The following is a 22,059-nucleotide window of genomic DNA, read 5'->3' as shown; positions in this document are numbered from 1 at the left end:
AAAGAATGGCTGGTTTTTAATGGCTTGAATTCGAACAAGACTAGGTCTTTGCTGGCGGCGTATTTTTCGAGATAAAGACGAATTAACCGCGACGAGTGGAGTGCAGCTTAGTCATCTAAGCAAAACTCACTCAACAAGGCTTTTGTCTTGCATAAATGGTCAACAATTCACTGCAAAAAACAAACCTTAAACATCAGACCCTAAGCTTAATCATATTCAATTAAGTGAGTGTTAATCTGAAACAGGGATTTCTATGCATAAAAAAACGGCCATAATAGGCCGTTTTTATTTACAAGCGACTTAACACTATTGAGGCATTAGGCCATTGTTGATGGCAATAACATCATCTTCATTCAATGTACCGGCAGCTTGTTTTAGTGCCACAATTGAATTGATATAACCATATCGTGCATCTGATAATTTACGCTTTGAATCGTACAAGTCACGAGTACGGTTTAATACGTCAACGATAGTACGGGTACCTACTTCAAAACCTGCTTGAGTCGCTTTTAAAGCACTTTCTGAAGACACCACAGATTGCTCATAAGCTCTGATAGAACTGATAGAAGCCGATACGTTATTGAAGTTATTACGCACATCTTTTACAACACCACGATGAGTTTGTTCAAGTTTTTCACTTGCTTCGACATATTGGAATTGCGCTTGTTTTACTTGCGAAGACACTTTAAAGCCTTCAAAGATTGGCACGCGTAAAGTGATACCAATGTTACTGTTATCAAAGTCTTCTGTTGGGCTTTGGTCAAAACCTTTGGTGTAACCTGCATCTAAACTTAATGAAGGCATATGGCCAGCGTTATAAAGTTTGATCGTTTCACTTGCGATATCTTTACCAATGCGTTGAGCTAATAACGCTAGATTGCTCGTTTCTGCCATTTTTAACCAGTCGGTTGATTTTTCTGGAGCAGGAGCGCCAGCAGAAAAGCGGTTAGTGTCTAAAATGTTTAGCGATTTATGATCGATGCCGGTAATTTCACGCAGCGCTTCATAGCTGTTCGCAAGATTATTTTCAGCTAAAATTTCTTGTGCAGACGCTAGGTCATATTGTGCTTGTGCTTCGTGTACGTCAGTAATGGCGGTTAAACCGACAGCGAAACGTTGTTTTGTTTGTTCAAGTTGGCGCTCAATTGCTGCTTTTTCAGCACCTTGGAATTCAAAGGTGTCTTTAGCCGTTAATACATCAAAATAAGCTTTAGTGACACGAGTAATTAGCGTTTGTAATGACGTTGCATAAGCGGCATCCGCTTGAGATGCTGCCATTTCTGCTAGGTCTAAACCAACCCAAGCACTGTGATCGTAAATTAACTGGCTTAACTTCACTCCACCAGTAAAGCCTTCAGGCTTAATAGTCTCTTGACCATCATACTTGTTCCATGCTTTAGCGTAACCCACGGTTGCACTAATGGTTGGTAATAATGGAGCACGATTTTCTTCAATCCTTTCGTATAAGGCATCACGTTGTGCTTGAGCTTGTAATACGACTGGATCGCTTGTCAGCGCTTGTTGGTATATTTGCATTAAATCGTCAGCTTGTACTGTCGGTGCAATCACTGCAAACGATAACGCTGCGTATAAAGAACCCATTTTGAATTTCATTTTCTGCCCTTCTAGACAATGCTTATGTATTTGGTTATAGAAATAACAAACTTTTTTAAGGTTTTAGTTTGTGGCTAGTTTGATAAAAGCGCTCAATGAAGAGAAACTACCTACATAAAAGCGACTAGCACTATGCTGGATTGCTAGTGTAAAACACCTTTTTACCAAGCATAAATAATTTAGTTGTTAACTATCTAGTTAATAGTATAAACATTTACTAACTCTATAGTCAGATGTTACATCACTTACTCTATTGCAACATTGTCAGTTCAAAAGTGATTCCGCTTCTGAGCGATGTTGTCTTATAGTTGTCAGAGTAAGGGGTTACTCATTAGAAGTAAAATTTTACTTGTTAGAATATTGAATATTAAAAACTTCTCATAGTAAGTCAACTTTGAAGTGTAACAGATTTTATTTCACGCTAGAGTTAGCGCTATAACGATATGCTATTACCATTTATGTAAGTTGCACTTTTCACTTGGCATTTAGCCGACATAACGCCGGAATACCCATGAAAGATAATAAAACGACAGAAGGTTTTACCGCTGATGATGATTTTGAATTATTGTCAAAACGTGTTCTTTATAAAGGTTTTTTTCGATTAGATGAGTATCGCTTCAAACATCGATTGTTTGCCGGTGGCTGGAGTGGAGAAATCACCCGTGAAGTATTTGAACGCGGCCATGCCGTCGTGGTGTTGCCCTATGATCCTATTTTGGACAAGGTCGTATTAATTGAACAATTGCGCGTACCAGCATTAGCAACGACTAAATCAATCTGGCTTCTTGAGCTTGTGGCAGGTATGATCGAGCCCGGCGAGAGCCCAGAGCAAGTAGCAAGTCGGGAGCTCTTTGAAGAGGCTGGCCTTATCGCCAGTCATATTGACTATATCAATAGTTATTTAGTGAGCCCCGGTGGCACCAGTGAGCGATTTTATTTATATCTTGGTCGGGTTGATGCCAGCCAAGCTAAAGGTTTACATGGCTTAGATAGTGAAGATGAAGACATTAAAGTGCATGTTGTTAGCCGTGCTCAAGCCTATGAATGGGTACAGTCGGGACGAATTGATAACGCATCAACGGTACTTGGGATCCAATGGTTGATGTTGAATTATCAGCAATATCAGTCAGAAAACTAAAATATTTTATGTTGTTGATAACAAACAGAGAGCGCGGTTAATCAGGTGACTAGGTTAAATCAGCTAGAAAAAAATAAATACCAACCTAACGTAAGCGCTTTTTTAGCCTTATGTGGGCGTAACTATGCGCTGATTTTAAAGTGGTTACCGGATGAATCTGAGCATGACAGCCTATGGACCATTGAAGGTGAGTTCGGATCTTTAGCGGTTACATTGCTGGAAAATACCAAATATACCCAGTTAATTGAAATATCACGCAGGCTACCCCATAGCTTATTTGTATCATCGCCTAAAGTTGTGGTTCGGGTTTATCATGATGCCCAATTAGCAGAAGTGTTAACTAGCCAACAGATTTTTAGTTTTAAACCAGTATATGATTATCCCAATATACATATGCATCAGGCAGACGAGAAATTTCAGGTGAATGCATTTTTGGAAGAGTTATTAAAAATTGGATGCCACAGTATTGTGCCGTCGTAATAACTTGAAATAATAGATTTTGGGAATAGTAAGTGCTGAAGTCAGCTGTTAATTACACTTTTGAAGACAACCAATCGGTGCGATTGATCCAAATTACGGATCCGCACCTTTTTGCTGATCCTGAATCTCAACTTCTGGGTGTGAATACTGCAAAGAGTCTGCAAGCGGTACTTGATACCTTCGTAAACTCTCCAGAACAAGCCGATTTACTGATTGCTTCTGGTGATATCAGCCAGGATTATTCTGCCACGTCTTACCATAATTTCGTTAGCCAAATTGCCAGTGTGAATTTGCCTTGTCATTACCTGCCAGGTAATCATGATGACCCGCGTATGATGGCGTTACATATGCAGGGTAAAGATGTGTTTGGGCAACAACGCATTCTCGCTGGTAACTGGCAAATTTTGATGTTGGACTCTACCGTTCGTGGTAAACCAGGTGGTTTCATGGACGAGCAGCAGTTTCTTTTGATTGATGCAGCTATTAACGCTGAGCCTGATAAACATGTGTTATTGGTGATGCACCATAATCCGATATTAATGCAATGTGGTTGGCTAGATCAGCATTGCATGGCAAATGGCTCAGAGTTTGTTGAACGTGTCAGTCAGTATCCACAAGTAAAAGGTTTATTGTGGGGACATGTGCATCAGCAGGTTAACCAACAGCATGCTGGGCCGCATGGTGATGTGGCGTTAATGGCTACACCTTCCACATGTATTCAATTCAAGCCTTTATCAGATCATTTTGCTTTAGATGGTGTTCAACCCGGTTATCGTTTGCTGGAGTTGCTGTGCGATGGTAGCATTCGTTCTGAAGTTTACCGTGTTGCAGGTGATCATTTTACCCCAGACAATGAAGCCAGCGGCTACTAACTTCTCTCGAAACACTTACTTAAAAAGCTTGTGAAAACGCGTTAAGATTCTTAACCGTAGCGTGAGGATATATGCTGCTTTATATACATGGATTTAATAGCTCTAATCAATCAGATAAAGCGGTACAAACGGCGCAGTACATCCAGCAACATTATCCCAATTTAACGTTTCATCAGCCCCAAGTACCAACATCAATCCATGATGCAATGGCATTATTAACCGCATTAACCGAACGCGCCGTTGCCGAGGGTGAGCCTGTAAGATTTATTGGCTCGTCATTAGGCGGTTATTTTGCAAGTTTTTTAGCCGAAAAATACGGTGGCAAAGCTGTTTTAGTGAATCCTGCAGTAAAACCGTATGATTTATTTGAAGAGTTTTTGGGCGACCAATATAATCCCTACACTGGTGAACATTATCAGGTCGTAGATGAAGATCGTATTGCTGTGGCTGAATATGACACAAATGTCATTCGCCATCCCGATAGATTCTTGGTTTTGTTGCAAACTGGTGACGAAGTGTTAGATTATCGTCAGGCTTTGCACAAGTATCATTGCTGTGAATTACATCTCGAACCTAATGGCGACCACAGTTTTGTGGGATACGAGCAACAGCTTGATAAAATTTGTCGATTTCTTCAGCTGCCTTAACAATCAAAATTAAGCCCTTGCTTAATGAATAACAAAATGTGTGGAATATGACTAACCAATATACTTCAGATGCAATTGAGGTCCTCAATGGACTCGACCCGGTAAAACGCCGTCCGGGCATGTATACCGATACCACTCGCCCCAATCATCTAGGTCAAGAAGTTATTGATAACAGTGTCGATGAAGCACTGGCTGGTCATGCATCAAAAATTGAAGTGGTTTTACACGCCGACAACTCCCTTGAAGTGACTGATGACGGTCGTGGTATGCCTGTGGATATTCACCCAGAAGAGGGGATTCCTGGGGTCGAACTTATTCTGACCAAACTGCACGCAGGTGGTAAGTTTTCTAATAAAAATTATCAGTTCTCCGGTGGTTTACACGGGGTGGGCATTTCAGTGGTTAACGCGCTGTCAAAACGTGTGCAAATTACCGTTCGTCGCGATGCTCAAGTGTACGAAATGGCTTTCGAAAATGGTTTCAAAGTTGAAGAGCTAACGGTTACAGGCACCTGTGGTCGTCGCAATACTGGTACTAGCGTGCATTTCTGGCCGGATAGCAGTTATTTCGATTCAGCTAACTTCTCTACTTCAAAGCTAATCTACATTTTGCGAGCCAAAGCCGTATTATGCCCAGGGCTAAGAATTAAGTTCACCAATAAGCAAAACGGTGAAGTGCATGAATGGTTTTACGAAAGTGGCTTAACCGATTACTTAAAAGAAGCCGTAAAGGATTCACCTTTATTACCTGAAGAGCCTTTTGTCGGGAGCTTTAAAGGTGAACTTGAAGCCGCAGAGTGGGCGATTACTTGGCTACCAGAAGGTGGTGAAAGTCTTAACGAAAGTTACGTTAACCTTATTCCCACGCCATTAGGTGGCACGCATGTTAACGGCTTTAGACAAGGCCTGTTAGAGTCGATGCGTGAATTTTGTGAATTTCGCAACTTAGTGCCCCGTGGCATTAAATTATCACCAGAAGACATTTGGGATAAAGCGGCGTTTATTGTTTCAATTAAAATGCAAGATCCTCAGTTTGCAGGGCAAACAAAAGAAAAACTGTCTAGTCGTCAAAGTTCTGCGTTTGTGTCAGGCATTGTGCGTGATGCCTTTTCGTTATGGTTAAATTCAAATACAGAGTTAGCAGAGCAGTTAGCCGAGCTTTGTATCAGTAATGCACAGCGACGTCTAAAAGCGGCTAAAAAAGTGGCACGTAAAAAGGTCACATCAGGTCCCGCTTTACCCGGTAAATTGACTGATTGTTCAGGCCAGGATCCGATGCGTGGAGAGCTGTTTTTAGTGGAAGGAGACTCTGCGGGAGGCAGCGCCAAACAGGCGCGAGATCGTGAGTTTCAAGCTATTATGCCGCTACGTGGTAAAATTCTGAATACATGGGAAGTTGACTCTGCTCAGGTGTTGGCTTCGCAGGAAGTTCATGATATTTCAGTTGCCATAGGTTGTGACCCAGACAGTGCCAACATCGATGAGTTACGTTATGGTAAAATTTGTATTTTAGCGGATGCTGACTCGGATGGTTTACATATTGCCACGCTACTTTGTGCTTTATTTTTAAAGCATTACCGCGTATTAGTTGAAAAAGGCCATGTGTATATTGCAATGCCACCGTTATTTCGTATCGATTTAGGCAAAGAGGTTTTTTATGCCCTTGATGAAGCAGAAAAAACCGGCATTTTAGATCGTATTAAGGCAGAAAATAAAAAGGGTAAAGTTCAGGTCACGCGCTTTAAAGGTCTAGGTGAAATGAACCCATTGCAATTGCGTGAAACGACCATGGATCCTAATACCCGTCGTTTGGTGCAATTGACCATTGATGATGATGATGGCACCGACGCATTGATGGATATGTTACTTGCTAAAAAACGTTCGCCAGATAGAAAGAGTTGGTTAGAAACGAAAGGGGATTTAGCGCAAATTTAAACACAAGCTTCTAGTGACATCGTGTTTATTGAAAGCGTTATTCCAGCAGTTTTTTACCGCCAATAATAAGAATTAGAGGCAAAAGAATAATTAGATGTTGTATATCAAATCGAAGTCATTCGAGTATGGTTGGGAATGGATCGTTAAAGCCTGTGTATTGCTTGGGCTGAGCACGGTTATTGTCGGTTATGCTCATGCAACTCAATCGGTCATGATTACCGTCACTAAAGGATTTGGCTTGTCTTTATACGCCTCTGATTTAGGTGATATTAAGCAAATGGCCTTAGGTGATAATGGTACGTTATTTGTGGGGTCACAAAAAAACGGTACGATTTACGCTTTAGTGGATAACGATCAAGATGGTCAGGTGGATAAGCGATATGTGGTGGCTAAAGGGTTGGAAAACCCAGATGCGCTTGCTTTCTATAAAGGTGATTTGTACGTCAGTGAAGAAGACCGCATCATCAAATACGAAGAGATTGAAGAGCGTTTACGCCGGCCATCTCGTGCGAAAGAAGTGTATAACAACTTACCTGATTTAGAAAAACGTTATACCCGAGCAATGCGCTTTGGGCCCGATGGGCGTTTATATATCGCTTTAGGCATGCCTTGTAACGTATGCGAGGCACCTGCTCCTTATGGCAGTATTTTAGCGATTAACGTGCAAACTGGGGCGAGCGAGCAAGTTGCATTAGGCGTTCGCAGTGTCACAGGTTTTGATTGGGAACCGGGGACAAATCAAATGTGGTTTGCCGATCTTGGGCGCAACTGGATGGGTGATAATTTACCTGCCGATGAAATTAATCGCATTGATGTAAAAGGTGCGCATTTTGGGTTTCCTTATATTCATGCTGCTGATGTCAAAGAGCCTGCTTACGACAAACCCACTAATTTAAAAATTACTCCGCCAGTTTTCGAATTACCCGCCCATGTTGCACCAACAGGGGTGCATTTTTATCATGGTAAGCAATTTCCTGAGCGTTACCAACAGCAGTTGTTTTTAGCTGAAAATGGTTCATGGAATCGCTCAAGCAAAGTGGGTTATCAAATTGTGATGTTAACCCTAGATCACAGCCAACCTAAAACCACTATCTCAGATCGGGAAACCGTTGTGAGCTTTTTAGACGGAGAGTTTCCCGTCGCTCGACCATTTGATTTGCTAACCGCACCAGATGGCGCAATTTATATTTCAGATGACTTAAAAGGCAACGTGTACCGTTTGTTCTATAAAGCCGCTGATCAAACACAGGAAAGCACCGATGAGTGATGCGATTGAATTAAGCTTAGATGGCGTAGAGCAAATGCCACTGCGCCGATTCACCGAAGAGGCTTATTTAAACTATTCGATGTACGTGATTATGGATCGTGCATTACCGCATATTGGTGACGGCTTAAAGCCTGTTCAGCGACGCATTATTTATGCAATGAGCGAACTTGGGCTATCCGCCCAATCAAAGCCTAAAAAGTCAGCCCGTACAGTTGGTGACGTATTAGGTAAGTATCACCCTCACGGTGACAGCGCATGTTACGAAGCGATGGTATTAATGGCTCAGCCTTTCTCGTATCGTTATCCGTTGGTAGATGGTCAGGGTAACTGGGGAGCGCCAGACGATCCTAAATCATTTGCGGCAATGCGTTATACCGAAGCAAAACTGTCTAAATTCTCTGAAGTACTATTGTCTGAATTAGGCCAGGGTACAGTAGAGTGGGGCGTTAACTTTGACGGTACCTTAAAAGAACCTAAAACATTACCTGCACGATTACCGCACATTTTATTAAACGGTATTACGGGGATTGCTGTTGGCATGGCTACCGATATTCCGCCGCATAACGTGCGTGAGTTAGTATCAGCCTGTGTTGAGTTATTGGATAATCCTAAAACTGACCTTGCGCGCTTAATGGAGTTGGTACCAGGCCCTGATTACCCAACAGAAGCCGAAATCATTACCCCAAGTACTGACATCGAAAAAATATATCAAACCGGTCGCGGTTCTATCAAAATGCGTGCGGTTTATCATGTCGATAACCACGAAATCATCATTACCTCGCTGCCTCATCAGGCAGGTAGTGGCAAAATTTTAGAACAAATCGCGGCTCAAATGCAGGCCAAAAAACTGCCCATGGTCAGCGATTTACGTGATGAGTCTGATCACGAGAACCCAGTTAGATTAGTTGTTGTACCGCGCTCTAATCGGGTTGATTGCGATCAATTGATGGCGCACTTATTTGCGACAACCGATTTAGAAAAAAGCTTTCGCATCAACTTAAACGTGTTAGGACTAGATGGACGTCCGCAAGTCAAAGGCTTGCTGCCCATGTTAACCGAATGGTTAGAGTATCGGGTATCAACCGTGACTCGCCGTTTACAATACCGTTTAGATAAGGTGTTAGCGCGATTACACATTTTAGAAGCGTTAATGATTGCGTTTTTGAATATAGACGAAGTGATTGAAATCATTCGCTTCCATGATGAGCCTAAAGCGGAATTAATGGCTCGCTTTAACTTAAGTGATAAACAAGCAGAATCAATTTTAGAGTTAAAATTACGTCATCTTGCCAAGCTAGAAGAGTTTAAAATTACCGCTGAACAAAATGAATTGATGGCTGAGCGTGACAAACTGGAATTGATTTTAAGTTCAGATCGTCGTTTAAAAACCCTGGTTAAAAAAGAGCTTATTCAAGATGGTGAAACCTTTGGCGACAACCGTCGCTCACCGATTATTGAGCGTAAAGAATCTAAAGCATTAACCGAGCAAGAGTTAACCCCAACGGAAGCGGTGACTGTTGTGTTGTCAGAAAAGGGTTGGGTGCGCTGCGCTAAAGGCCATGATGTTGATGCACAAGGATTAAACTATAAAGCGGGTGACAGTTACCTATGCAGTGCCATGGGGAAAAGTAATCAAGCCGCCGTATTTGTGGACTCATCCGGTCGAGCCTTTGCCACCGACAGCCACACACTACCATCAGCCAGAAGTCAGGGCGAACCCATCACCACCCGCTTTAATATGGCACCTGGTGCGGTAATGCAACACGTTATCATGGGTGAAGATGAACAGTGCTATTTATTAGCCAGTGATGCGGGTTATGGGTTTATTGGAGCCTATGCAGACATGGTTAGCCGTAATAAAGCAGGTAAAGCATTATTATCTTTACCTGCTAACGCACAGGTCATGACGCCAAAATTGATCAGTAAAGACAAAGATCAATCATTACTGGCGATCACCAGTGAAGGCCGTATGTTGATGTTCAGTTTAGATGCTTTACCACAATTATCTAAAGGTAAAGGGAACAAGATTATCGGTATTCCAAGTGAACGTGCCAAAAATCGTGAAGAGCTATTACTGCATTTAAATGTTGTGCCTAATGGTGCTGCAGTGACGCTTTGGGCTGGTAAGCGCAAGCTAACACTTAAGGCCAGCGATTTAGAGCATTATCGTGGTGAACGCGGGCGTAGAGGGGCTAAATTGCCAAGAGGCTTGCAGCGCGTTGATAGTGTCGATATTGAAACAGTAGAACTGGCTATTGATGATACCGCTTCAGAGCCACAGAACAGTGAAGAATAGCTTATTGTCATAAACTTTATTCTCTGATAAACCATAAAAGCTCACGTGAACACGTGGGCTTTTTTATTGATAAGCATTTTATCAATCAGTTGATAACCTCATATTGACATAATAAACGCTTATCAAGCAGAGGTTTACTGCAAAACTTGGCATAGCTCACTGGCAACAGAGCCTTGCTATTGGCGGCTCAAGTGGATCTAGGCGTTGTAAATCTGTATAGGGTTCTAGTTTTATTGTCAGTTAATAAATATGAGCAATGCTGATGTCGCTGTTTATTTGATTAAATCGTCAATTGCATCGACAAAAAAGTTACCAGAATTAAGCGGATTTTTTGCTCGTAAACTGTGCAATGAAAATATGTTAACTTACAGGGGTAAAGTTATTCAGCCGAGGGAGGTTCTGCGAGTATTGCGATGAGCGCTTAAACACTCTGCGCAAGAATATCAAGGATAAAATGTTAACGTTATGCCACTTCGTAAAAGTTTGGCTCGAACTCTAATTGAGTTTGGATAATTTGATTTGCCATTCTGGCACATTTTCCACATTGATCTGCCACGCCTAGACGTTTTTTAACATCAGCCAATGAGCAATCGCCTTGGCTAACTGCCTCTTTAATTTGCTTATCTGTAATTGCATGACAAAGACAAACGTACATATTAGCCTCTACATCTAGTGAAATAAGTTATAAACAACATAGCGTTCTTCAATGAATCTAATTCTAAATGAAAACAGTTATCATTGGCAATAACTTTTGAGTAAAAATGATACATTTATCACTTTTAGTCAGGTTTACTCATTATGATGTATTTATAACAGATTGATAATTAATAACCTTTTTCAAAATCAACGCGAAAATTTAATGGTTGATCATTACACCATAAAGCGTAATTTTGACTAAAAACATCAATAATTTGCTGCGGAAAGCTTGGGGCGGCGACATGTGGTGTGATGATGGCGTTTGCCGCTAGCCAGATGGGATGATTGCTGGGTAAGGGTTCTTGGTTGAAAACATCTAAAATCGCCTGCTGATCAGGCTTTAGTACTAATTGTGCGGCCAATGCATCGAGGTCGAGCACATTGCCTCGTCCTAAATTAAACAATACAGCATCAGATTTTAGTCGGGCTAAACTGTGACGGTTGAGAATATTTTTGGTTGCAGGCGTATCCGGTAACACGCTGGCAATGACGTCAGCTTCAGGCAAATGCAGCAATAAATTATCAATCTTATCGACAAGGTCGAAACCTGATATGGCTTGCCCTTGTCGGTTAATCCCTATAACCGTCATGCCAAAGTGTTTTGCAGTCGTCGCGATATGTTGTGCTATAGAGCCTGTGCCTAGTAATAACAGTTGTTTACCTTGAAGGGTTTTATAATGACCAGGTTGCCACTGTCTTTGTTGTTGCAGTTGATGGTAATGCTGATGCTGCCTATTGTGCGCCAGTAAATACCCAAACAGATATTCACTCATTAATGGGCCAAATATGCCGCGCACATTGGTTAATTGATAATCTTGTCTAAGCTTTGGTGACATCAGCTTATCCACCCCTGCAAAGGTTGATTGCAACCAACGTAACTGCCTAGCGTGGTTCAGTAAAGGTGTGGCAAGAGATGGTTCAGCAAACCAAATATTCGCTTCGGTTATACTATTAGGGGAGTCGCCTAAGATGACTAAATCCGTTAAATTGCGTTTTATTAATAAATCACGATAAACCTCGTTTTCTCGTGTTAGCAATAGTAACTTATTAACCATAACAATGACCCAGTAGTGTGATATCAAGGAGTTGATAGCGCAATAGTAGATATGAGGTGTATTTGAATCAAATTATTTCGATGTTAAATCAGCTGGCAAGCTTTATGTTGCCATGGGTAAGTGAAGTGAGCACCGCCATTGTGGCTTGTGTGATAGTGATGTTTGCTGTTGATATCAATCGTATTGTTAGACGATTATTAACAGGTCAGGGTTTTATTTTACGCACATTGGTGTTTGTGATGATTAATGCATTTGGTTATGGATTAGCCATTGTGGCATTAAGTCCAATACTGGCAAAACAACTTAAATTAATGCCTGGTTATTGGATGCTATTAATTGTATTGGGCAGTTTTATGCTGTTAGGCTTTTGGGCGCAGAAAAACCGTCAGGTTTAGTCTATATTTGCATCAGTAATCATAACCCAGCAAGGTTTAGAATTAGGATAAGCATAAAAAAACCGAGCATTAATGCTCGGTTTTGTTCATCTGATCCAAATCGCATCGAAGATGATAATTAGTCTTCTAATTGACCACAAAAACGATAGCCTTCACCGTGGATAGTCGCGATGATTTCCGGCGTGTCCGCTAGGCTTTCAAAGTGCTTACGAATACGACGAATAGTCACGTCAACCGTACGGTCGTGTGGCTTAAGCTCACGGCCAGTCATTTTCATTAACAGGTCGGCACGAGTTAAAATTTTGCCTGGGTTTTCAACAAAGTGAAGCATCGCGCGGAATTCGCTGCGAGGAAGCTTGTAAGACTCACCTTGTGGGTTAACTAAAGAACGGCTGTTGATTTCTAAGCTCCAACCGTTGAAACGATAGTGCTCAACTGAACCCTTTTCTTCGTTGTCAGTGCCAGCACTGTTCACGCGAGTTAACAAGTTGCGTGCACGAATAGTTAATTCTCTAGGGTTAAATGGTTTAGTGATGTAATCATCTGCGCCAATTTCTAAACCTAAAATTTTATCAACTTCATTATCACGACCGGTTAAGAAGATTAAGCCGATATTGTTGATTTCACGAAGTTCGCGAGCCAATAACAAACCATTTTTACCTGGTAGGTTAATGTCCATCACCACTAAGTTAATTTTGTTTTCTTGCATTGCTTTGTGCATTTCAGCGCCGTCATTTGCTTCAGTGACAACATAGCCTTCAGCTTCAAAAATGCTACGTAAGGTGTTACGAGTTACAGCTTCATCTTCAACAATTAAAATATGTGGGTTTTGCATAATAAGTTACCTAAAATAAAAATGATAAAATTCGTTATCTAGCATCTAGGCTAGCGTTGTCCGTCTGCGCTTCTGCACACGTAAAAATCTCTATTATTGGGTGTTTAACTATGTCTACCCTGAACTTAAACACTCTCTCATTTGATATCCGAATGAGTTTTACACAAGCCGTTAAAAACGTCTTTGTCAAAAAAGGGTAATACCGCTGCTATACACTGTGAACTTAAAATACGTTAAAAGTTCCTGTAGATGTTAACTAAACCTCTGTATTTACTCACAGGCCTTTAAAAGTAGAACATTTATTGTGCAGTGGTAAAACTTTAGCTCAATAAATCATAAATAGAAACGTTACAAAATATCGCTGAAGTAGGCTTTTTGTGACGATTTATGAGCTACTGATGGCTATTGTACCCTTTTTCTGTATTTGTTAACAAATGAATTGTTAATAAAATTATTAACAAAGGTTTAGTTAAAGTCGTATATTTAATTTATTTAATTGATTTATATAGTCTTTGTGTCTTTTCTGTATTGTGACTAACGTCACAAATCTTTCGTTATTTAAACCTATCTGCTACACTGTTTTCGGCTTATTTGGTGAGATTTATTATGGAAAATGTTATCGACATGCTGTGGCAGGATTATCAAAAAACTGAATTTTTACTTACTCAGCCTTTATCCAATGATTTTTCTTTTGCAATTGTTACAGCACATAATCCCCTAGGTAGCGTGTTAACCCCAAGCCAAAACCGTTTGAGAGACAGGGCGCTTCAATCAAAGATTCTCGAATACCGAAGTCCGTATCGCTGCTTGATTGGTGCGGCTCCTGATTTGTCGCATATGGAAAAAAGCTGGGCTATATTTATAGATAAAGATCAAGCGCTTGAGCTGGGTAGAGAGTTTGGGCAGCATGCTATTTATTATGTAAATCAAGGCTTACTGTCACTAATCGCTTGCTTTGAGCCTCACCGAGATGAAGTACCTATGGGATTGTTTCATCAGCGTTTGAAATTAGTCAGTGATTTACCTGAGTTGTAGTAAATTCCGCTCTCGCACATTTGTTAATTTTTTTATGAGACAATAAAATTAACAAATAGTATTGATTTTCTAATACCTATGACTGATTTACACATTATGCTCATCCCATCCACACCAATACCGCTGTAATTTGTCATTTTTTATCTGTCCCATCATCAAGCGATTGTTTCATTGTGTGGAACATAAAATAGTGCATTTATTTTTTAACGCTTCAAGTTGATATTTTGTCCATTGACTTAGCCATAGGTTTATTGCTATTTTGCACATCCCTCCTTAATGGAGGCACAGAAGAGGAGCGTTAACTAGGTAGTAAGCTTGAGGAAGACCAATTCCGATGACCGCTTACGAGGGAGATTAACGCCGAGATAAATCAAATTTGGTTATTTTATTTATCGGTCGATTGGGTTGAATCCTAACGATTGTCACCTGTTTTTTTGGTGGAGAGCTTCTGGTGGTGATTGCTGTTTCCCTTCTTTAAGGGTGCGTTATCTTTGCACCAGGCTCTTCGAACGAAGTTTAGTTCGGAGCGTATTTCATGTCGTCAAATCAATTAGTTGTAGCCAAGTTTGGTGGAACCTCTGTTGCAGATTACTCTGCAATGAGTCGTTGCGCGGATATCGTTTTATCTAATCCTAATACCCGCGTTGTTGTCGTTAGTGCATCAAGTGGTGTGACGAATTTGCTGGTAGAACTCACCAGCGCCAACGTAAATGACGAACGTCGTTTAAGTTTATTAAAGCAAGTCGCGCAAATTCAATATCGTATTATTGACGAGCTGGGCCGCCCGCAAGATATTGCCGCACAAATTGATAAATTACTTAGCCGGATGTCAGTGTTAAGCGAATCATTGGTACTCGATCGCAGCAAAGCCCTAATGGATGAGTTGCTTTCAATGGGCGAGCAGTGCTCATCAGTGTTATTTGCCGCGGTTATCCGTGAAAAGGGGTCTGCATCAAGTGCGTTTGATGTGCGTCAGGTATTACGTACTGATAGCCATTTTGGCCGAGCTGAGCCGCAAATTGAACAAATTGCCAACTTGTCCGGTGATTTTTTACAGCCCTTATTAGCCAATCAAGTGATAGTGACTCAAGGCTTTATTGGTGCTGACGAACAGGGGCGTACAACCACATTAGGCCGTGGTGGCAGTGATTACTCTGCAGCACTATTAGCAGAAGCGTTATCAGCCCATGCTGTTGAAATTTGGACTGACGTTGCAGGTATTTATACTACTGACCCTCGTTTAGCCCCCAATGCGCGCCCAATTGCAGAAATCAGTTTTAACGAAGCCGCTGAAATGGCCACTTTTGGTGCCAAAGTCTTGCATCCTGCCACTATCTTACCTGCCGTTCGTCAGAAAATTCAGGTGTTTGTCGGCTCAAGTAAAGACCCTGAAGCCGGTGGAACTTGGATCCGCCATCAAGTCGAAGATACGCCTGTTTATCGCGCGGTTGCATTACGTCGTGATCAAACCTTATTAAATCTTCACAGTTTACAAATGCTCCATGCTCAGGGCTTTTTAGCTGAAACCTTTGCCACATTAGCACGTCATAAAATCTCGGTCGATTTGATCACGACCTCAGAGGTAAACGTCTCACTTACTTTAGACAAAACAGGTTCAGATTCCAGTGGTCAGGGATTGTTAAGTGAATCTTTATTGCAAGAATTGTCACAACATTGCCGTGTTCGCGTTGAAGATAAGCTAGCCTTAGTGGCGATTATTGGTAATAAAATCGCCTCAACAGCGGGCATTTGCAGTCGAGTGTTTCAGGTATTAGAAAAGCACAATGTGCGAATGATTTGCCAAGGTGCCAGCCCACATAACTTATGTGTGCTAGTGGATGAAGCAGAAGCTGCGCAAGTGGTGTTAGCATTACATCAAAACCTGTTTGAGTAATGGGTGACGGAGTCATTAATGACCAAAGCAATAACTAGCGCTCTGAATGTCGGTGAACTTGCCGCAGGCCAAGTACTCAGCGTGCCTTTATTTACTTTTAAAGGCACAGATAACCGTGCTCCGACAGTGTATGTACAGGCCAATGTGCATGGCGCTGAAGTGCAAGGTAATGCCGTGATTTACCAGCTGATGACCCTGTTAGAAAACTGTCATGTATTAGGGGATATCGTATTTGCCCCTTTGGCGAACCCGCTAGGTATTAACCAAAAAAGTGGTGAGTTTACCTTAGGTCGATTTGACCCCATTACAGGGGTTAACTGGAATCGTGAATATTTAGATCATAAAATCGACATAGCAGCCTGGTATAAACAGCATCAAGATTTACCTAATGACGAGCTGATTAAATCGTTTAAAGCGACGCTAACAGAGGCTTGTCATACCAAGCTACAACAGCCTTGGGGCATCACCACAGGTCACCGTTTAGCGGTGAATTTACAATCTTTGGCTCACAGTGCTGATATTGTTTTAGATCTGCACACTGGGCCAAAATCCTGTAAACATTTGTACTGCCCAGAATACGACATGGACTCAGCTAAGTTTTTCTCCATACCTTACAGTTTGATCATACCTAACAGTTTTGGCGGCGCCATGGACGAGGCGGCTTTTTGTCCCTGGTGGCAACTCACTGAATATGCGGCCAGTCAAGGCCGTCATTTCGATGTGCCTGTGGCAGCTTTTACTCTTGAACTTGCTAGTCAAGAGAGGATTGATATGGCTGATGCGCTGGTCGATGCTAAAGGTATTATGGCGTATTTAAGCCATCGCGGTGTTATTCAAGAAGCTGTTCAACCTGCTAAAATGCCGCGTTATGCATGTTACTTAAAGGATTATAAAAAATTTCATGCACCGCAATCTGGCATGGTCGAGTATTGCGCTAAAGTGGGCGAGCCATTATTGGCTGGCAATACGTTGGTGAATATATTACGTTTAGATTTATATGGTTCAGACAAGGCGTGTACGTCGCTGAGTTTAGATAAAGACTGCGTGCCTATTTTGCACTTCGCCTCGGCGTCAGTGCATCAAGGGACAGAGTTGTATAAAGTGATGACTAATGTGTTTGAATTCCCATGTTAGTGATGCAATTGAACCTGAGGGTTAAAGCTGTATAAAATTCTATTGTATAGAAGGTATTGAATCTGCACTCGAGCGCTCACTATTTTCAAATAAAAAGCTCTGCAAAATTGCAGAGCTTTTTATTTATGGTAAGTGATACAAACCCGTTAACCTAATTGGGGCATGTCGCTGTGCCAATATCAACCCATACCGCCGCAACGCCTGGTACATCACCTTTAGTCCAGTAACTCGCCTTCCACACACGACCGTTATAGCTGGTGGTTTGACCGCCGTTATACACCACACCCGCATCCCAACCGAGATCAACTTGGCTGAGTAGCTGCCATTGATCAGCGGTGCGAGATGGCGTATTGCCCTGCGTCCAGTACTTCGCTTTCCATACCAACTGACTGTGGCTCACAGTATCACCCGTGTTGTACACCACACTGGCTTGCCAAGCAGGATAGTTACCTGCATTAGGATCGGTTGCATCACAACCACCACCGATTACTTTTGGCGTCACGGTGAGATTCGTCGATGCGCTCGCATCCAAGGCACCATCGGAAACCAGCACACTCAAACCATAGCTGGTCGCTTCGGTGACATTAGGCCCAGTGACCACTAAGGTGGCACTATTTTGTCCGGTTGCCGACACGCCAGCGGGCACAGTCCAAGCGTAAGTTAAGGCATCACCGTCGGCATCAGAGGCACTCGCCACTATGCTAACAGTTTTACCCGCTTCCACTGTTGCAGTGGCAGCTACACTCACCACGGGAGCTTGGTTCGGAGTATCCGCCTTATTGGTCACTGTCACTGAATCTGTGGCAGATAGCCCTTCTGGATCAGTCACTTTAAGGCTAAAACCATAAGCAACATCAGTTTGCGTTGCAGCCAATTGAATCGCCGCATTCGCCATATCGGCGTTCGCAATGGCAATGGTTGGGCCAGACACTTGCGTCCAAAGATACGTCAGCGCCTCATTTTCAGGATCGCGCGATCCGCTACCATTGAGCACCACATCGGCGGGACCTGTGACATTCACATCCGCGCCCGCATTGGCAATTGGCGCTTTATTCACCGGTGGCGTAGTTCCTTCGCCATGGCCTAAACCTTCGTGCATCGCATTAAGAATATCGCCGTTATCGGCATCAATTTCCCATGCAAATAAACCACCTAGCTGATTGGCAAGCACATATTGGCCCTTAGCTTTAACGGAACGAGCATCATCGAAGGTAATTAAGTCACCTGTTGCAGCGTTAAAAACAGCAGGCGCTTCGGCAACGTCATCGTATAGATAGGTCCAACCATTCCCCATATATTCGTTTACTATCTGCCGGTAATCGACTACACCATTTTCCCAAGTCCCTTTAACAGGCCCTGTAGCCGTTCCTGTAAATGGATTTCCATCTGTATAGCCATTTACACCTGTCCAGCCGCGGCCATACATGGCTGCACCAACTACAATTTTCCCTGGAGTAACACCCTGACCTAAAAGGGTTTTGATCCCTTTATCAACACTGAAACGTGTATTAGGATCCCAACTAGAAGGGTAAAGATTCGTTTGATTGGCAAGACCTGTGTAAGTAAACGCTCCGCTAAAGTCGTAGCTCATCAGGAAGATGTAATCCATGTATTGCTGAGCAGCCTGATAATCCACCTTTTGCATTTTTTTGTCATCAATACCAATTGCAGACGTTAGCTCATAGGTACGGCCAGTCTCAGCACTTAGCTCATCCAGCATTGCACGTAACTCACGCATCAGGGTCACATAGGTTTCACCGTCATTGGCATTACCTAAGTTTGGATTCGCACCGCCACCACCTGGATATTCCCAATCAATGTCGACACCATCAAAGAACTTCCACGTTTGCAGGAATTCCTTCACCGATGCGACAAAGGTATCGCGCTTAGTTTTATCGCCAAAGTAGAAGAAGGGATCAGATAACGTCCAGCCACCAACCGAAGGCAAAATCTTTAGATCGGGGTGGGCTTGCTTGAGCGCCATCAATTGGCCGAAGTTACCTTTGTAGGGATCGGAGTAGTCACTCACGCCCGCCTGTGGCATTTGGACCGCCGCCCAAGGATCGTGGATAGCGACTTTAAAATCTTCACGGCCACTACAGGCACGTTGCAGCGCTTGGAAACTGCCGTCGATTTCTTTCAAACTATCGTTAATGCCATCACCACCACAAATAGGGGTAAAGCCATATAAAATATGAGTTAAGTTCTGTGCTGGGATCTTATCGACTGGGAACTTACGGCCGTACACACCCCATTCTACAAAGTAACTGCCGACCACTTTGCCCGACTTGTTAGCGTATGGACGATTGTTTTCTTTAAGCGGAGTATTGAGTGGCACTAAATGGCTGCCATCGGTATCAGCCACGAGGATTTCTTTGGCATCGCTCGCCGTACAACCATCGCTGTTACATAGCTGCACTTGCATTTGATAGCGTCCACCTTGTTGTACCTTGAAGCTTGCAGAACCAGACGCAGTTGATGGACCTTCCCATACTGCATTACCATCAAGCAGTACTTTCGCCACTGTGCCTATATCGCCACTCCAAAGGTTCCAGTTAACGGATACATCGGCAGCATCCTTGATTTTCACTAGTTGGTTGTACGCTGTTGCGGCTTGATCAACTTCAATGATGGCAAATTTAGTTTCACCCCAACCAATGGTGGGTTTACCTGGTGCGGCGGCCATCGCTTGAGCTGATAACGAAGATGAAATAATCAACGCTAATGTTGATATACGTGTATTAAACATGAGACTTCCCTATTGAATTAATTAAACCAATAAGGCAAAAACGCGAACAGGACAGCTGTTATTTCTAAAACTCATGCGTAAAAAATGCATGAAGAAGGATCCCTGTGGTGTCCCCGCTATCATAGGTAAAAACGACCCTTAGACCGGAGGCTTTGCGTCCCAATCTTTCAATTGGTTTGCCTTTCTCAACCAAATGACAGCGTTGTCACTGGTTTATTAGAATAAGCTTAAATTTTACGAAAATGCAATAAAATAATACTATTAGGATAAATATTTTTAACGCGATGGTTTTTTGACAGATATTCACATTAGATAACCTTGTTTGTTTTTGTTTAAGTAATTGTAATTTGGTTTTTAATTTGTATTTTAAAAATTTAGTGTCAAAAAATACTTAAAGGTTAAAAAATTAATTATTAGGATTTTGGAGTAGTCTTTTGGGTAGGGTTCTTCAGCCTAAATCTCTTGAGGTTAGTCTTCGTAGCCGTTCAACTTTATTGATAAATTGACAAATACCGCAGTCATCGTATTCACCATTGGCGGTGGCAAGGCTTTGATTATTTCGAAGACGTTAATGAGATCATCGATTGCTAAATAAAAAACCCGCACTTAGCGGGCATTTTAGATTTGAAAGAGGTTATACAAATTGTCTGATGGCGATAGCGATAATCAGCAAAGGGCACACATACTTCACGTACCTTGGCCAAATGCGCCAGAAGACTCCTGTGGTATCGATACCATCTTGTTCACTAATCGCTTTAAGTAATAGTGTTTGGCGCCAAATCCAACCTAAATAAATTGCAATGCCGAGGGCTACTAGCGGCTGGGCGATTTGTGTGGTCAGCATGATAGTGAAGCTAAATAGCGTCTCAAAAAATACCGCCAGCAATAGGGATAATGAGGTCAGCAATAGGCCGATGATCAAGGTGGCGCGTTGACGGCTGAGTCCGAATTTCTGCATCACATAGCTAGTTGGGACTTCGGCGATTGACATGGCAGAAGTCAGGCCAGCGATGATCAGCAGAATAAAGAAAACCACACTGATGATAAGATTGGCCGTGTCGCCTAAGGTCGAGAATAAGGCGGGTAAAACAGTAAACACCAATGCATCAGAATCGAGCAACTTACCCTCGGCGTTAAAAATCTCCACGCCATTATGTTGGGCCACATACATGGCGGGAATAATCAAAAAAGCGGCGAGAAAGGCAATGCCGCTGTCGGTAAAGGCAACCCAGACGGTCAGCTTGGCGATATTCTCTTTCTGGCTTAAATAGCTGCCATAAACCATCATGGCACCCGTGCCTATGGTGAGAGAGAAGAAGGTTTGTCCGAGCGCACTGATCAAAGTATCTGGCGCCAGTGCCTTGGCAAAATTAGGTATTAATAGTGCGCTAATGCCTTCGCTTGCGCCATTAAGGGTGAAGATATAGGCCACGCCTGCGATAAGCATGATCAACAATAACGGCATTAAGCGTTTCGACCATTTTTCTATGCCTTCTTGCACGCCTTGCAGCAATACCAGAAACACTATCACACTAAAGATTAGTGTGAACACGAGATTGCGCGACAGCGAGAAATCCACTAACCAAGCGGCGGTATCGTTCGAGCCCAAAGCCTTGGCAATGGGCGCGATGGCGTTGCTGACAAACCAGCCTGAAAGAATACCGTAGAAGCTATAGATTAATCCCGCTGTGACAATGGAAATCAAACCTATGGCCTTACCTAAACTACGGGTGAGCCCATTGAAGCCCAGTTTGCCCAAGGCATCAGCGGGGTTGGTTTGTCCGTGGCGACCTATCATGAGTTCGGCCATCAGCATGGGAATACCTAGGATAAAAATGAGCACGAGGTAAACCAGTAAAAAGGCGCCGCCACCATGGGTAGCTGCTTGAGTGGGGAATGCCCAAATGTTGCTGACGCCGACGGCGCTACCGGCTGCCGCCATGATAAAACCTAAGCGTGAGCTGAAATGATTAGTCGAGCTTGCATTGGCAGATTGCATTGTACCTCCAGTAAAAAGA

The 22,059-nt window shown here is 42.6% G+C and carries 17 protein-coding genes and 2 riboswitches; of the genes, 11 read left to right on the top strand and 6 right to left on the bottom strand.

Going from position 1 to position 22,059, the window contains the following annotated elements; all coding sequences use genetic code 11:
• Positions 1-306: 306 nt before the first annotated feature.
• The gene (gene tolC, locus NE535_RS03000) at positions 307-1,614 is read right to left on the bottom strand and encodes an outer membrane channel protein TolC (protein ID WP_261297207.1); all 1,308 of its coding nucleotides are present in this window, start codon (positions 1,612-1,614) and stop codon (positions 307-309) included.
• A gap of 511 nt (positions 1,615-2,125) precedes the next feature.
• Between tolC and nudF the strand changes: the two genes are divergently transcribed.
• The 7 genes from nudF to parC all read left to right on the top strand — a co-directional run bounded on the left by nudF (position 2,126) and on the right by parC (position 10,248).
• The gene (gene nudF / locus NE535_RS02995) at positions 2,126-2,752 is read left to right on the top strand and encodes an ADP-ribose diphosphatase (protein ID WP_261297206.1); all 627 of its coding nucleotides are present in this window, start codon (positions 2,126-2,128) and stop codon (positions 2,750-2,752) included.
• Positions 2,753-2,797: 45 nt separating this feature from the next.
• On the top strand, positions 2,798-3,232 hold the full coding sequence (locus NE535_RS02990) for a DUF1249 domain-containing protein (RefSeq protein WP_261297205.1): 435 nt from the start codon (positions 2,798-2,800) through the stop codon (positions 3,230-3,232).
• A gap of 32 nt (positions 3,233-3,264) precedes the next feature.
• Positions 3,265-4,104, top strand: coding sequence for a 3',5'-cyclic-AMP phosphodiesterase (gene cpdA, locus NE535_RS02985; RefSeq protein WP_261297204.1), 840 nt, complete (start codon positions 3,265-3,267; stop codon positions 4,102-4,104).
• Positions 4,105-4,175: 71 nt separating this feature from the next.
• A complete protein-coding gene (locus NE535_RS02980) occupies positions 4,176-4,751 on the top strand; it encodes a YqiA/YcfP family alpha/beta fold hydrolase (protein ID WP_261297203.1) in 576 nt (191 codons plus the stop codon).
• Positions 4,752-4,798: 47 nt separating this feature from the next.
• Positions 4,799-6,685: a DNA topoisomerase IV subunit B gene (parE, locus tag NE535_RS02975; protein ID WP_261297202.1), complete on the top strand. Its 1,887-nt coding sequence runs from the start codon at positions 4,799-4,801 to the stop codon at positions 6,683-6,685.
• Positions 6,686-6,779: 94 nt separating this feature from the next.
• Complete coding sequence (locus NE535_RS02970) at positions 6,780-7,952, top strand: PQQ-dependent sugar dehydrogenase (protein WP_261297201.1); 1,173 nt, start codon at positions 6,780-6,782, stop codon at positions 7,950-7,952.
• Positions 7,945-10,248, top strand: a complete 2,304-nt coding sequence (gene parC, locus NE535_RS02965) for a DNA topoisomerase IV subunit A (RefSeq protein WP_261297200.1) — start codon at positions 7,945-7,947, stop codon at positions 10,246-10,248. Before NE535_RS02970 ends, parC begins: the two co-directional genes overlap by 8 nt.
• A 463-nt stretch (positions 10,249-10,711) precedes the next feature.
• On the opposite strand, the gene NE535_RS02960 is transcribed toward parC, so the two are convergent.
• Together NE535_RS02960 and NE535_RS02955 are read right to left on the bottom strand one after the other, a co-directional pair.
• The gene (locus tag NE535_RS02960) at positions 10,712-10,903 is read right to left on the bottom strand and encodes a bacterioferritin-associated ferredoxin (protein WP_167675466.1); all 192 of its coding nucleotides are present in this window, start codon (positions 10,901-10,903) and stop codon (positions 10,712-10,714) included.
• A gap of 169 nt (positions 10,904-11,072) precedes the next feature.
• Entirely contained in the window at positions 11,073-11,999 is a 927-nt protein-coding gene (locus tag NE535_RS02955) for a D-2-hydroxyacid dehydrogenase (protein WP_261297199.1), read from the bottom strand.
• A 62-nt stretch (positions 12,000-12,061) separates the two neighbouring features.
• On the opposite strand from NE535_RS02955, the gene NE535_RS02950 reads away from it, so the two are divergent.
• Positions 12,062-12,394 carry a DUF3392 domain-containing protein gene (locus NE535_RS02950; protein WP_261297198.1) on the top strand — a complete coding sequence of 111 codons (333 nt, stop codon included), beginning with the start codon at positions 12,062-12,064 and terminating at the stop codon, positions 12,392-12,394.
• Positions 12,395-12,512: 118 nt separating this feature from the next.
• Here NE535_RS02950 and arcA read toward each other — a convergent pair whose 3' ends face one another.
• A complete protein-coding gene (gene arcA, locus NE535_RS02945; protein WP_261297197.1) occupies positions 12,513-13,229 on the bottom strand; it encodes a two-component system response regulator ArcA in 717 nt (238 codons plus the stop codon).
• Positions 13,230-13,835: 606 nt separating this feature from the next.
• Here arcA and NE535_RS02940 point away from each other — a divergent pair.
• The 3 genes from NE535_RS02940 (at position 13,836) to NE535_RS02930 (ending at position 17,292) form a co-directional block, all read left to right on the top strand.
• Positions 13,836-14,264, top strand: a complete 429-nt coding sequence (locus NE535_RS02940) for a DUF3293 domain-containing protein (protein ID WP_261297196.1) — start codon at positions 13,836-13,838, stop codon at positions 14,262-14,264.
• A gap of 280 nt (positions 14,265-14,544) precedes the next feature.
• Positions 14,545-14,720, top strand: a riboswitch (Lysine riboswitch).
• A 79-nt stretch (positions 14,721-14,799) separates the two neighbouring features.
• Positions 14,800-16,158: a lysine-sensitive aspartokinase 3 gene (gene lysC / locus NE535_RS02935; protein WP_261297195.1), complete on the top strand. Its 1,359-nt coding sequence runs from the start codon at positions 14,800-14,802 to the stop codon at positions 16,156-16,158.
• 18 nt (positions 16,159-16,176) lie between these two features.
• On the top strand, positions 16,177-17,292 hold the full coding sequence (locus tag NE535_RS02930; RefSeq protein ID WP_261297194.1) for a succinylglutamate desuccinylase/aspartoacylase family protein: 1,116 nt from the start codon (positions 16,177-16,179) through the stop codon (positions 17,290-17,292).
• A 151-nt stretch (positions 17,293-17,443) separates the two neighbouring features.
• Here NE535_RS02930 and NE535_RS02925 read toward each other — a convergent pair whose 3' ends face one another.
• A complete protein-coding gene (locus NE535_RS02925) occupies positions 17,444-20,041 on the bottom strand; it encodes a glycosyl hydrolase family 18 protein (protein ID WP_261297193.1) in 2,598 nt (865 codons plus the stop codon).
• 103 nt (positions 20,042-20,144) lie between these two features.
• A riboswitch (cyclic di-GMP riboswitch) is annotated at positions 20,145-20,232 on the bottom strand.
• A 443-nt stretch (positions 20,233-20,675) separates the two neighbouring features.
• Complete coding sequence (locus NE535_RS02920; RefSeq protein WP_261297192.1) at positions 20,676-22,040, bottom strand: sodium-dependent transporter; 1,365 nt, start codon at positions 22,038-22,040, stop codon at positions 20,676-20,678.
• Positions 22,041-22,059 lie beyond the last annotated feature (19 nt).

This window comes from Shewanella holmiensis (assembly GCF_025370255.1).
GTDB lineage: Bacteria > Pseudomonadota > Gammaproteobacteria > Enterobacterales > Shewanellaceae > Shewanella > Shewanella holmiensis.
The sequence above is the reverse complement of the archived record's forward strand: the minus strand, read 5'-3'. Positions and strand labels throughout refer to the sequence as shown.

Bases quoted from the DNA above. Each gene is read 5' to 3' on its own strand.
- nudF (WP_261297206.1), top strand. From the start codon at position 2,126: ATGAAAGATAATAAAACGACAGAAGGTTTTACCGCTGATGATGATTTT.
- NE535_RS02925 (WP_261297193.1), bottom strand. From the start codon at position 20,041: ATGTTTAATACACGTATATCAACATTAGCGTTGATTATTTCATCTTCG.
- NE535_RS02930 (WP_261297194.1), top strand. From the start codon at position 16,177: ATGACCAAAGCAATAACTAGCGCTCTGAATGTCGGTGAACTTGCCGCA.
- parC (WP_261297200.1), top strand. From the start codon at position 7,945: ATGAGTGATGCGATTGAATTAAGCTTAGATGGCGTAGAGCAAATGCCA.
- lysC (WP_261297195.1), top strand. From the start codon at position 14,800: ATGTCGTCAAATCAATTAGTTGTAGCCAAGTTTGGTGGAACCTCTGTT.
- arcA (WP_261297197.1), bottom strand. From the start codon at position 13,229: ATGCAAAACCCACATATTTTAATTGTTGAAGATGAAGCTGTAACTCGT.
- NE535_RS02955 (WP_261297199.1), bottom strand. From the start codon at position 11,999: ATGGTTAATAAGTTACTATTGCTAACACGAGAAAACGAGGTTTATCGT.
- NE535_RS02940 (WP_261297196.1), top strand. From the start codon at position 13,836: ATGGAAAATGTTATCGACATGCTGTGGCAGGATTATCAAAAAACTGAA.
- NE535_RS02970 (WP_261297201.1), top strand. From the start codon at position 6,780: ATGTTGTATATCAAATCGAAGTCATTCGAGTATGGTTGGGAATGGATC.
- parE (WP_261297202.1), top strand. From the start codon at position 4,799: ATGACTAACCAATATACTTCAGATGCAATTGAGGTCCTCAATGGACTC.
- NE535_RS02920 (WP_261297192.1), bottom strand. From the start codon at position 22,040: ATGCAATCTGCCAATGCAAGCTCGACTAATCATTTCAGCTCACGCTTA.
- NE535_RS02960 (WP_167675466.1), bottom strand. From the start codon at position 10,903: ATGTACGTTTGTCTTTGTCATGCAATTACAGATAAGCAAATTAAAGAG.
- NE535_RS02980 (WP_261297203.1), top strand. From the start codon at position 4,176: ATGCTGCTTTATATACATGGATTTAATAGCTCTAATCAATCAGATAAA.
- tolC (WP_261297207.1), bottom strand. From the start codon at position 1,614: ATGAAATTCAAAATGGGTTCTTTATACGCAGCGTTATCGTTTGCAGTG.